Genomic DNA, 12,848 nt, shown 5'->3' with positions numbered 1-12,848 from the left:
AACCTTGCGATCAAAGGGCACGAAGTTTCTCCGGACACCCTATTACCGAATCTCAGGTCGAGGATGGTCCACTCTGGGCCAATTGCAGCAACGCTGGAGACAGCAGTCATGGGCAGCGAACCAATTGCGTTCTGTCGGGGAAAGCAAGGCTGAGGTTCTGCCTCCAGGAAATTTTTTGGGGCCTGCGATCCTTTACGAGGGCAGTTGAGCTGGGCTCTTGGTTCCGTACTTGCGGTGGGCTGCTTGCTTCGACACTCCGAGAAGAGCCCCGATCTGCGACCAGGTGACCCCTCGCGTGCGGGCATCGGCAACCGCTCGGGCCAGAGCTTCGTTGATCTCTTCATGCTGGTTGATCCATGCTGCAACCGCGCCCATCGACTCCAACGGGGCGGGCTTGAGGTCTGCTGTATCCACCTCCTCAGCCCACTTCTCGAACGCGGCCAGCTTCTCTGCAAGCCATTCCTCGCGATCTTGGTCCATCTGCTCCTCCTTCATTGCAGAAACTTCCGCCGGGCTGGCATGGCATGGATGATCACTGCGCCATCGGCGTCCTGAACCACGACGATCTCGAGGGGCTGAAGACTCATAGAGGGTCCAATATAGATCGCAACTGAAGGGTCGTCGGTGCTGTGTGTCGTCCAGTAGTGCTTCAGTGCATGCCTCATGTCCTCGTCGGCGACACTGTGTTTGCGGGCGCTGGCCGCGATGTCAACTCTGGCAGAGTGGTTGTCCATTGTCCTTTTACCAACAAACATTGACAGTCGGGTTGGTGGGGGTCGCAGGCCGACCGATAGCGCCGATGGCTCTGGGGCATCAACCCGATAACAGATTCGATGCAAGCCACAGGTTGCCCCAGAACGGCAATACCCCGGACGCATGCCATAAGGCATTCGCGGCTCCGGGGAATTGCAGCCACGGTACCGAAGTGCCCCGTCGATTTCAATCGTCTTCTGAATAGATGTGAGCCCAAGCCGCAGATCTGCGATCAATCTGCAAAATCGCAGAGTGAGGTGTCGAACTAGAGGGTCTTGATGAAGCTCGGACCGTCTTGTGGCGCTGGGACACTAGGTGGCAGTCCTTGGAGGAATCTCGTCCTTCGGCGTCGTGCGTTACCCGCTGACCCGATCTTGGCAGTGGCCCCGTGTCGGTAGGTGGCGGTGGTGATGATGCAGCATTCGCTGGCTCGCGTCATCGCCACGTACAGAATCCTGCGTTCCTCGTCCTCGTCGGCCGAGGGGAGCGGGATGGTGTCGTCGTCGACCGCCATCAGGATCGCGGTATTGACAGTCAACCCCTTTGATTGGGCCATTGACATCAGCCGAACGGCGCCGTCCTGATTGTTGGCGAGGTCGAGGGCTAGCGGCTGGAATTGGTTGATGAATCCACCGAGGCCCGCATCCTGCCCACTGGTCGACGAAAGGGCGACTTGTTCTCCCACGCTTTCGAAGATCGTCACAGCATCCTCGGAGAGGCTGTCCTGCCTGGAGTGTGCGACTAACCAACCTCCCCAGCCGCGTTCGTCAAGTAAGGCGCCTTCGTGCTCGCCGCGGAGATCGCTCAGAACAGCATGAATCTCCGCCACCGCGGCGACGACCTTGACACGCGACGCGTTGCTCAAGAATTCGAATCCTGTGGAGCGTCCAATTTCGATTGCCGCGCCGAAGGAGATCACTTCCTCGCAGGCAAAGCCATAGATCCCCATGAGAGTGACGTCTCCGATTCCCGGCGTTTCATGGAGCAAGCCCATCCACGCGAGAGAGTCCGATGGATCTGCGATGAGGCGGGCAAACGCGACCAGTCTGCGTACTTCGGGCTCTTTGAGTGCATTCTTGATCCAGTCGGAGTTCGTAATCCTGATCCCTTCGGCTTCGAATCTGGCCAGCATTTCCTTACGGAACCTATCTGCGCTGGAGCGAACGAGAATGGCGATGTCGTCTGGCTTGATACCCGCCGACAATCGCTTCTTGACGATGTCGACCACTCCGTCGAACTCTTGGGCCGAGTTTGTAAATCGAAGCTGAGCGAAGACGCCGGGGCGGTCTGGATCGCTTGCCACGAGCCGGGCTTTTGCTGACCGCCCTGGCATCGCTCCGATGACCTCAATGGCAGGATCAAGGACGGCCGCAGGTGAGCGATAGCACTTTGTGAGATGGAAGGACTCCGCGCTGAATTCGTCGCAATACCGTAATAGAGCGCTGGGAGCGGCATTGCGCCAAGAATATATTGACTGGTCGTCATCGCCAATGGCGATGATCTGGATGTGATCTGCCAGCAGCCTGAGAAGGCGGACTTCCGCGGCATTTAGATCTTGGAACTCGTCGACGACGAGAACATCTAGCTCTAGGTCGTCAATGCCCACGTCTTCGACAAGCTGAACCGCCTTGTAGGGGATCTCGCTGACATGGACGAAGTCCAGTGTCCGCTGCGCTTCCACCCACGCACCTCTGAAACCTTCAGCAAGAACAGGATCCTGGTCAGACAGGAAAATCTGCTCATTGTCCAGGGATTGCCAGCCTGATGCCATCTCACCCGTGAGTTCCTCTACCTCTTTGATGGTCGTAGAGTGGCCAGCGGCCTTCATACGAGCCTTCACTGCTTCCTCAACGAGATGACGCTTCTCCCAGTCGTCAGCCATTCGGAGCTTCTCATGGCTGTCGTGCATCAACAGCCACAGAGCGAACGAATGGGCTGTAGAGGGTGGGCGCTCAGTGATGGCAACCTCAGCATTCGAGAACTTCTCCTGAAGTTCCTGGGTGGCGGCACGCGTGAACGTGATCATGTGGCATCTCGGCGGATCGCCCATGATTGCCAGGTTCTCTAGGAACGCGACGCTGGCGAAGCTCTTTCCGGTTCCAGGTCCCGCCAAGAGCCGGGCGTGGCCCTGCCGGGCGTGATCTACGAACGCCCGCTGTTCTCGCGATAGCAACGTCAGCCCATCGTGTCGCGCGGGGTGGACTCTGCGGGGGAGTGATGCTGCAATTCTTCCCTTTCCCAGGAGGTCTCTTGGAGGTCGCAGGTCGACCGATAGCTGGGCCTACTCTACCGGGAGGGGTGACAGTTGCTGTCGGGGCCGATGTCAACGACCTCCGCCAGCTCTCGGGCTATGCGGTGGCCTCTTCATCCTCCGTGTTGAGGTCTTGGAAGAGGCCGCCTAGGGGTGCGAAGTCGTTGGCAATGGCCCTACCGTGGAGTCCGGCTTCTACTTCGGCGAGGAAGCGGTCGCGGTTGAGCTCCAGTAGTCGCTCTAGAATCTCGTCGGCGGCTTCGGGGGCGAACGTGAACCGAAGTCCGGCGCCCCGGACATCGTGAAATCCGTGGTCAAGCTCGATGTCATGCCAGCTATAGGCATCTCGCACGGCGAAGTCAATGTTGCGGTGCAGACGACGCATCTCTCCGATAGCCGGATCCCGGTCATCAGGATCGTGAACCCGGTTGTAAAGCGTCGTCAGACCGATCTGCTCGGCCGCCATGAGCGGACGCCGGTGGTTATCAAGAGCTTCTGCGGTTTCAGATATTGCAATTGAGGGGTCCGGTTGAGGAAGGGTCTCGAATACATCGGTTGGGGTGTAGCGAGTATCAGTTCTGAGTGATGAAGCGTATCGAGTGGCCCAGCGAAAGTGGAAACCACTGGACAGTACACCGAGATGAAACCAACCGTCATAGCCAAAGACAACAGTTTGGTCTGAAAAAACCTGACCAGTTGGGACGAACACTGGCATTACCGTCTTGCTGACTCTCCCTACAACTAGTACACGATCTAGTTGAACGATGGTCTGGTACAAGGTTCTTGAATCGCTAGCATATAGCCACCAATACGTTCCTCGTCTTTGTGCTGTAGCGTATTTCTTGTTCAGTAACTTTATTCGTTCAGGTCGTACGTATTCTTCGACTATTTCAAAGCAATCAGAGTAGGTTCGAGCATGTTCTTCAGACCAATCGAAAAAATTGATGACCCAACGAGAAGCTGTGTGAGTGGGTGATTGATTTAGATCTTCTCCATTTAGGTAAGGGAACAGAACCTCATCGTTGCGCGGATTCATCTCAATAAGCGTTTGAGCCTCTTCAGGGTTCATTGTGAATCCCATCCCCAACACGATTGACCCTTGAAATGATTGATCCTTGTTTGCGGCCAGTGGCTGCTTGCGCCAATTCGACCGACTGGCTGGATAGAGCATTTCGTCAACCCCACCGACCCAGCGGCCGTCCAGATGTTTCTCCCCATGCCAGCTTGCTACTGACATCCAGAGTTTGGCGATCTCAAGTGATGCATGGCCTGGCCATGGGGTTGATGACATCGCTCTGTGAATTGTCCAGCCTCGGTCGATCAATTGAGCGAGACCCACCTCACTGGTATCGCCCTGGGCTATGGTGTTGGTTGCCAGATAGCCCAGTGATCGACCGACCTTTTCGGCATGGAGAAAGAAGTAGGCGACCAAGTCGGCAGAGCCTTTGGCGCCCTCTGCTGTCCATTTGACGAGGTGCTCTCGATAGTCCCCGCCGGCAGCTCCCGACAGGCGTTGGCCGCCGATGAAAGGTGGATTGCCGACCATGGCGTCGAATCGGCCTTTGTCGGCAAACACCTCCGGGAAGGCGATGGGCCAGTGAAGGGGCCGTCGATTGGGGGCATCCTCAGGGCCTCCAGCGTCAAGTCGCGTCATTGACCGCTGCTGGGCGACTTTGAGCGCGGAGTGTTCGTCAGCGGTGTCAAGAGCAGTTAGCAGGTCTTGCAGCGCTGACAGGTCGGCTTCGATGATCTGATTCAACGCATTGGAAGGGTTGCGGTCTTGTGACGAGGCCAAAGCCGCTCCGACAACCAGGTCGGCTGTGGCTCCCAAACTATGGAGCAACCGCTCACTCCGGGCATTCTGGTCAGCCTTGCGGTCCAAGTCTCCGATTGAGTTGGTGGTACGGCTCTGAAGTTCCATCCGCAGAAGGGCGGCTTCATCCAGTCGGTCTTGCAACAGTTCCAGCGCGTCGCGTTCACCAATCATCCAACTGAAGGCGCGATCCCTCTGGCGGCCGGCGTCAGGGTCCATGTGGAGGTAGCGGAGTTGATCCCAGTCCCAGATCCCCAGAAGGCTGTCTCCCGATTTGATGGCGTGGTCCAAGAAGGTGAACGGGCGGTCTTTGGCCAGAGTGGTGAGCCACATGGAGAGCTTGGCCATCTCTACGGCCATCGGGTTGCGGTCCACGCCGTAGCAGCACCGCTCAGCCACCAGTCGTCGGGCATCAACCACTACGGCTTGGCGGTTGGGGTCGTCGGCGGTGGTTTGCTGAGCCGCTCGGGGGTCACCTTCGATGGCCCACGCCTCAACCACCCGATCGGCCAAGTAGCGGCAAGCAGCAACCAGGATGGCCCCTGATCCCACCGCGGGATCGCATACCTTCAGTTTCAGCAGTTCTGGGGAGGAACGCAGCCGCCACTGATTGGCGTCGTTGGTGTCTTGGGGGCCGGGGGAGTAGCACAGCGGCTGAAGGGCGTACTTGGCCACTTCTTCGGCTAGCTCCCTGGTGGTGTAGGCCGTGCCAGAAGCCCGGTTGCTTCCGGTCTCAGTCACATACACCGCACCGGGCAGGAACACCACCGGGCGGTCCCGCAGGTCGAGCCGCAACAGGTTGGCGAACGGCTTGATTCTCTCCACCAGATCGGCATCACCGCCGCAGGCCGCCCGCAGCTCGGCCAGCCGAGAGGCGGGAGCGTCATCTTGCAGCATCTTCTTGACTTGGGCGCGGGTTCCCACGTAGTGACCGTTGCTGCCATTCTTGTCGGTGAGGAACGCGAGCAGCGCGTCTTCGCTGTCCATCTGGGCTTCCTCCAAGTCGCGCAGGGGCACCTCTGGTTCGTCGCCCCGCCTGCCCTCGCAGCCCAGCACCGGGCTGTCGGCCACCAGAACGCTGTGGTCCAGCAGCTTTTCGTAGACGTGGCCCACCTGCTCCACCTCTACTTGGCGGTAGGACAGGCGGCGAGTGTCGGTGCCGCTGGAGGCAGAGCGGAACCGCAGCATCAGGAGAGCATTGAGGATGGCGAGCACATCGGAGTCGGTGACTTCGATGGGATTGCCGGTGCTCTCGCGCCAGCTCTGGCCAGGAGTTCGACCTTCCAAGAATCCGAATCGGTCGGGGTCGAACAAGGAGCTGCCATATGCCGGAACCGACAGGTGATGGTGCTGGACTCCGGAATGTACTGCCCGAGCGGTGGACAGCAGCCGGTGCCAGGCCGAGTGCCGGGCCTCCATGGCCTCGGGGTTCTCGCCCTGCTCGCGTTGCAAGCTCTCGTGCAGGGTGTGGACGGCGTAGAGCTGGCGGTACTGCTCGTCATCGGTGGGCAGCAGGTCGTTCTCCTCGGCCACCAGCAAGATCACTAACCGCATCACCACGGTGACCGCGGCCTCGTACACCTGTTCCGGCTCGACATCGGTCAGCAGGGTGCCGTTTCGGCTGCGGTCGGCTCGGGAGATGGCGCTCACCAGCAGTTCGACTGCTCGGCGGACTTGGAAGCCGAGCTGATCGGTCACCTCCGCTTGCGATCCAACCGATTTGGCCAAAAGGGCAGATGGGCTGTCGTCTTCAGTCACCGCGGTGAAACGGCGAGCCCCCAGCATTGTTGAGAAGGAGTCCAGCAGCACCGGCTCGGTGGCGAACACCGATGCCCGCCATGTGCCCCAGCCGGTGGCATGGTCTGGGCTGGCGTGGACCAGCGTGAGGTGGTCGCCGTCGGTGACCAGGGCTAATGGAACCTTGAAGTGGCGACAGCATTTGGCCGCCCTCTGGATGTGGTTGGCGGACCAGCCGTCTCTGGGACGACTGGCCGGATCGGTGCCCGCGGCCTGCACGAACACCAGCACTTGCGGGGCAGGCTCGGATTGATCGGAGTCGATGTCGCCGAATAGACCGACGGGTGCCGGAGCTGGGGGAACATACGCCCCGGTGGGTGCCACCGTTACGCCCTGCTCGGCGACCCCGGCGGTCAAGTCTTCTGGGAGGTCGTCGCCGGTGCGGTAGTGACCTACCCAGCCCAGCACGTTCCGCAGCAGCCAGTCGACATATTCAGTGCGGTCGTCGGAGTCGCAAACCTCGTCCCACCGGACCTTGTGCTCGGCTCTGATGGCGCTGGATACCGGGTGCAGCCCCTCTGGGAAAGCCCGCTTCATCACCGGCAGGGTGAACCAGGGTGGTTCGGGGTCGCACAGATTCAGCCAGTCTTCGTGGGTTATGGCGACTTGCCGGGAAACAGCCATCACACCTCTCCGAGCGGGACGACGACCTCGACCGCCACCGGAAACCAGTGGATGTCCCGCACTCTGTAGCGTTCTTCAAGATTCTTGATCTCTGTGGCAATGTCGTCGTCGATCTGGTCGATCCGACGGCGAAGCGCGGCGATGTCAGCCTCGAATTGCTCCCGCTCCTCAGCGTCGAACAGGCGGAGCTGTTCGGTGTCGGGGCTGGACTCCAGCTCGTCAAGTCGCCTCTGAATGGAGGTCTTGAGGTCGGTCAACGTTCCTTGGAGCCGAGCGGCCTCCCGGTCGCGCTTGGCATCCAGGCGCCGTTCTCGCTGAGCGCGGACTTCTTCGGCGCGGGTGGCAAGAGCCTGTTCCAATGCGGGCCTCACTCGTTCCCACTGATCAACGTACTTATTGGAGATATATCCAGGGGGCGGGGTGTCGCTGCGGCCCGCGGCCACCACCGCTTGGGTCTCGCCCACGTTGAGCCGGCCTTGGCGACCGCTCACCCGAACAGCGGCCGGTTCGATGACCTCGTCCAGGGTCGAGCCGTCAGCGCCGTTGACCACGATGCGAATGTGGGCCACGGCTACTGCCTCGTCCACGTCGGCGTAGCGGATTGCGGCACGATTGATGGAGCGGTCCACGGATGCACCCCACACCTGAGACCGCAAAGTCCGCAGGCATCGGGCCACCAGTGGATGCCCCAAATGGAGATAGGCAATGTCGTCACGCCCAGAGGCAATTTCGGCGTCAAACGTGACTGGAAGACGCCGGTCGGCTACCTCATCGTGGAGGCCGACCAGCGTCTCAGGCCACGTGCCTGACAGGTCGGGTATCTTGAACACCGTCGCGGGGCCGTTGGGCCTCTGTAGGACTTTCGGAATGGGCTGGGGCTGATTGGATATCCGCAGCCCCACCCGCACGGCCCGCTCCACGCTCTCGGGCGACAGCTCCAACTCGGCCACGCTGTCGCTGTAACGTTGCCGGACTTGGCCGAGCTGCTCGGTGAAATCCCGCTTGAGCTTGGCCAGATCGGTCAAGGCCCTGTCCCGGCGGGCAGCTAGAACGGCATCCAAGTCGAGGCTGTCATCACCGGAGCGCAGCATCCGGGCCTCAATCCGCTCGGCTAACACCGATGACACGGTGCCCAGGTCGTCGCGTATCTCGTCCACCTTCTGGGCTACCCGGAGCAAGAAAGCGTGGTCGTAACCGATTGAGTCATCGTCATTGGCAGGGGAGGTGAAGTGGAAGATGTCAACATGGGGAGACTTCTGGCCGTGTCGGTCAACCCGTCCGTTGCGCTGTTCCATTCGATTGGGGTTGAACGGGACCTCGACATGGACCAGCCGATGGCAGGCGCCGTGAAGGTCGATCCCCTCGGAGGCGGCGTCGGTGGCTAGCAGCACCCGCACTTTGGTGACTTCGGGGTCGTAGTTGAACTCCCGGATGATCCGATCCCGGTCGTCCAGGTCGGTTCCGCCGTGGAACACCTCCACCCGGTCGCGCATGGGCGGCCGGTCGGTGTGGGGGGTGGTCAGCATCTCGTGGAGATAGTTGAGCGTGGCGCGGTACTCGGTGAAAACGATGACCCGCTCGTTGTTCCAGGTGCCGTCGGGGAAGCAGGTCTCTGCGATCCAGTCGATCAGCGTCTGAGTTTTGGCGTCGGGACGCCGCCAATTGCGGTCGGCATGCTGGCTCAGCTTGTCCAGTATCTGCCTTGGCGATCCGTAAGGCAGCGTTCGGGCCCGCAGCCGGGCCAGTAGCTCCTGGTCGCGAATCTCGGTATCGGGCAGGGCGGTTGCGGCAATATCAAGCGCCTCTTGCTCCAATTCCTCCAGCGTGGCGTCGTCGTCCACCTCCGCGTCCAATGTGGCGGCGGCCTCTTCCACCGCCTCGACTGAGGCGGCTCGCGAGGAGGCCTCGTCCAGGGTCTTGATGTGCCGGTCGAGGGTGAGCTTGAATGCCGCGGGCGACGACAGCAGCCGCTTCTTCAGCAGAAGGGTGATGAACCGGGCAGCGGCTTGCTCGGCGGGAGTGGAAGCGGTGGACCGACGGGCGGCGGCATACTCATCCAACAGTTTGAACATCTCCCGCTCAGCGTCGCCGAAGGCGACTTCGATGGCTTGGATATTCCGAGTAGGAAAGTCGGCCTGGTCTTCGTCCAGCAGTTCTCGCAGGTGTGACTTCAGGCGCCGCACCATCACTGCATCGCGGTCCCCGTCTGACACCGGTACCCCGGTGGCGAAGCGGTTGGGGTCGAGTGTCTCCATCAGCGACTCGAAGGAGTTGCGGTATCCGTTGTGCGGGGTGGCGGTGAGGAACAGCCGGTGCTCGAAGTGGGGGGCCAGCTTCCGCAGCGCCGCAGTGCGTAGGGACGGTTGGGCGTAGTTGCCTACCGCAGCGGGGGCGATCAAATGTGCCTCGTCCACGATGAGTAGGTCGAAGGCTCGGGGGTAGGTATTGGAGTCGGGCGGGAGGAACTCGTCGAATCGGCGGAGTTGAGGTTCTAGCTTCAGCCACTCCAACGACACGATGAGCCGGGGATGCGATCGGAACGGGTTGACGCCGACGCCCCGCTCTCGGCGGAGTTTGCTGACGTACTCCCTGTTGACCACCTCAAATGCCAGGCCAAACTTGTCTCGCATCTCCCGCTGCCACTTCCCGCAAAGGCTGGGCGGGCAAACCACCATGATCTTGCGGGCCTGGCCACGCAACACGAGCTCCTCGGCGATGAGGCCAGCCTCGATGGTTTTTCCTAGGCCCACATCGTCGGCGATCAATAGGCTGACTCGGGGCATGGCCAGCGCCTTCACCAGCGGCAGCAACTGGTAGTCCTTGATGTCGATTCCCGCTCGGAAAGGCGACTGGAACGCGGTCGGGTCAGCAGCGGCCACCGCGCCCCAGCGGGCGGCATCTAGGAACGCGCCGAAGGTATCGCTGTCGTCGAGGCCGTCGGCAGGGTCGGGCAGTGAGGCTTGAGGTCGAATCTCCGTACCGGGCTCGAGTTCCCAGTACACGGTAAGAGGATCGGGGCTGCCCTTGTCGTCCACAGGCACCAACCGCACTGCGTTGTGCGCTGTCGTTCTGTCGCCGCTTCCGGTAGTGGGGAGCAGCCGGGAGGGAATTACCGACTCCACCACCCAGAACCGGTCGCGTACTCGCACCAGGTTTCCTTGCTCTGGCAGTCCTACCCCCGTCTGTTGTTCAATCACCGTCATGGCGGGCCACAGGCTCCTGTGTTTGGGTGGTCCGACCCATAATGTCTAGTGCGTGATCTAGACCGCGTGTTCGGTCATCAAGTAGTTGCAGGCATGGCTTGGCGTACGGGGTGACCTGAGGGGGGGTGGGTGTACTAGATTTCCTCGCGGACCCGGAAGACGATTAGGGAGATGCCGTGGAAGTAACGGTCACCATTAATGGGGACAGTCACTCGCATGACGTGGAGCCGCGAACGCTGCTGGTTCACTACATCCGCGACGTGGTTGGCCTTACCGGCACCAACATCGGGTGCGACACCTCCTCGTGCGGTGCCTGCACCATCCATGTGAACGGCGAGTCGGTGAAGTCCTGCACCATGCTGGCTGTGCAGGCCGACGGGCAAGACCTCTTGACCATCGAGGGGCTGGCCGACGGCGACGTGCTGCACCCCATGCAGGAGTCGTTCCGCCAGTGCCACGCCCTCCAGTGCGGCTATTGCACGCCGGGCATGGTCATGGCCGCGGTCTCGCTGCTGGATGAGAACCCCGATCCCACCGAGCGGGAAGTTCGCATCGGGCTCGAGGGCAACCTGTGCCGCTGCACCGGGTACCACAACATCGTCAAAGCCGTTTTGCACTGCGCGGAGGCCTCGTCATGATTCCTGCGGCATTCGACTACATCCGGGCCGGATCGGCCGAAGAGGCGCTGGCTGCGCTGGCCGAGCACGGCGACGAGGCCAAGCTGCTGGCCGGGGGCCACTCGCTTTTGCCGCTGATGAAGCTGCGGTTGTCCACCCCCGCGGTGCTGGTGGACATCGGCCGCCTCGACGACCTCAGCTACATCAACGACGCCGGCGACCACCTGGCCATCGGCGCCCTCACCCGCCACCGCGACGTGGAGACCAGCGAACTGGTGCAGTCGCAGGCCGGGCTGTTGGCCGAGGCCACCAGCCATGTCGGCGACCCCCAGGTGCGCCACCGGGGCACCATCGGCGGTTCCATCGCCCACGGCGATCCCGCATCCGACCTGCCGTCGGTGATGCTGGCCATGCGGGCCACTCTGGTAGCCCGGGGACCGGGCGGCGAGCGGGAGATCGCGGTCGACGACTTCTTCACCGGCTTCCTGGAGACCTCGCTGGGCGACGACGAGCTGCTCACTGAGATCCGGGTGCCGAAGATGCCCGACGCCACCTGGGGCTTCCAGAAGTTCAACCGCCGGGCCCAAGACTGGGCCATCGTGGGCGTGTCGGCCATCGTGGCCAACGGCAACTCCGGCGTGGGCTTGGTGAACATGGACAGCACTCCTGTCCGGGCCGCTGGTGTGGAGGCTGCCCTAGCCGGAGGCGCATCGGCTTCCGACGCTGCCGAAGCAGCGGCCGAGGGCACCAACCCGCCATCTGACCTGAACGCCGGACCCGAGTACCGCGAGCACCTCGCCCGGGTGCTCACCCGCCGGGCGCTCGAAGCCGCTGGACGCTAACGCCCAGCCTTTGGGCCCTCAGCCTTCCTCGGCCGCTGATGTAGCCGATGGGCTAAAGACCTGCGACTATCTGGCCGACGAGGGGTTGGCCACTGCCGTGTTCTTGGCTATGACCCTGAACCGCCCCTTGCTCCTCGAAGGCGAGCCCGGCGTGGGCAAGACCGAGACCGCCAATGCCCTGGCCGCTTGGACCGGTGGCGAGCTGATCCGCCTCCAGTGCTACGAGGGCATCGACGTAGCCCAGGCGGTATACGAGTGGGACTATTCCCGTCAGCTCTTGCACCTGCGCACGGCTGAGGCCACCGGCGGCGCCACTCGGGAAACGGCCGACGCCCTGGAAGACGAGCTGTACTCCGAGCGCTTTCTCATTCGCCGCCCCCTGCTGCGGGCCATTGCCGGCACCGAGGGCCCGCCCCCGGTGTTGTTGATCGACGAGGTGGACCGGGCCGACGACGAGTTCGAGGCGTTCCTGCTGGAGATCCTGTCGGACTATGCGGTGACCGTGCCCGAGATCGGCCGGTTCGCGGCGGCAACTCCGCCCCGGGTGATCATCACTTCCAACCGCACCCGCGATGTGCACGACGCCCTCAAGCGGCGCTGTCTGTACCACTGGGTGGAGCACCCCGAGTTCGAGCGAGAGGTGGCCATCATCGGGCGACGGGCGCCCGGGGTGAGCGAGTTGCTGGCCCGCCAGGTGGCCGCCGCGGTGGCCGCGTTCAGGGAGCTGGGCCTGTACAAGCCGCCCGGCGTGGCCGAGAGCATCGACTGGAGCCTGGCCCTGGGCCGCCTGGGGGCGGCCGAGCTGACTCCGGAGATCACCCAGGCCAGCCTGGGCTCGGTGCTGAAGTACCGGGAAGACCAGCAACGGGTGGTTGACCAGGGAATTGGCGGTCTGATCGAACAGGCCATCGCCCGTGCCGGATGAGTCCTGACCAGCAGGCCATGTCG

The 12,848-nt window shown here is 62.1% G+C and carries 7 protein-coding genes; 3 read left to right on the top strand and 4 right to left on the bottom strand.

The window, feature by feature from the left end; all coding sequences use genetic code 11:
• Positions 1 to 192: 192 nt before the first annotated feature.
• From ACOGJC_RS05410 to drmD, 4 genes are all read right to left on the bottom strand, one after another.
• The gene (locus ACOGJC_RS05410) at positions 193 to 480 is read right to left on the bottom strand and encodes a hypothetical protein (RefSeq protein ID WP_419847491.1); all 288 of its coding nucleotides are present in this window, start codon (positions 478 to 480) and stop codon (positions 193 to 195) included.
• A gap of 538 nt (positions 481 to 1,018) precedes the next feature.
• A complete protein-coding gene (locus ACOGJC_RS05405; protein ID WP_419847490.1) occupies positions 1,019 to 2,926 on the bottom strand; it encodes a UvrD-helicase domain-containing protein in 1,908 nt (635 codons plus the stop codon).
• A gap of 175 nt (positions 2,927 to 3,101) precedes the next feature.
• Complete coding sequence (locus tag ACOGJC_RS05400) at positions 3,102 to 7,238, bottom strand: Eco57I restriction-modification methylase domain-containing protein (protein WP_419847489.1); 4,137 nt, start codon at positions 7,236 to 7,238, stop codon at positions 3,102 to 3,104.
• Positions 7,238 to 10,441: a DISARM system SNF2-like helicase DrmD gene (gene drmD, locus ACOGJC_RS05395; protein ID WP_419847488.1), complete on the bottom strand. Its 3,204-nt coding sequence runs from the start codon at positions 10,439 to 10,441 to the stop codon at positions 7,238 to 7,240. Before drmD ends, ACOGJC_RS05400 begins: the two co-directional genes overlap by 1 nt.
• 176 nt (positions 10,442 to 10,617) lie before the next feature.
• Here drmD and ACOGJC_RS05390 point away from each other — a divergent pair, with 176 nt between their 5' ends.
• Genes ACOGJC_RS05390 through ACOGJC_RS05380 form a run of 3 tightly spaced genes read left to right on the top strand, consistent with a single transcriptional unit; the run spans position 10,618 to position 12,825 of the window.
• Entirely contained in the window at positions 10,618 to 11,079 is a 462-nt protein-coding gene (locus ACOGJC_RS05390; protein WP_419847487.1) for a (2Fe-2S)-binding protein, read from the top strand.
• Positions 11,076 to 11,900, top strand: coding sequence for an FAD binding domain-containing protein (locus ACOGJC_RS05385; RefSeq protein WP_419847486.1), 825 nt, complete (start codon positions 11,076 to 11,078; stop codon positions 11,898 to 11,900). The genes ACOGJC_RS05390 and ACOGJC_RS05385 overlap by 4 nt, the downstream gene beginning before the upstream one ends.
• 10 nt (positions 11,901 to 11,910) lie before the next feature.
• Positions 11,911 to 12,825, top strand: a complete 915-nt coding sequence (locus ACOGJC_RS05380; RefSeq protein WP_419847485.1) for an AAA family ATPase — start codon at positions 11,911 to 11,913, stop codon at positions 12,823 to 12,825.
• The last annotated feature ends 23 nt before the right edge of the window (positions 12,826 to 12,848 follow it).

The sequence above is a fragment of the Candidatus Poriferisocius sp. genome (genome assembly GCF_965204015.1).
Taxonomy (GTDB): domain Bacteria; phylum Actinomycetota; class Acidimicrobiia; order Acidimicrobiales; family Bin134; genus Poriferisocius.
The sequence above is the reverse complement of the archived record's forward strand: the minus strand, read 5'-3'. Positions and strand labels throughout refer to the sequence as shown.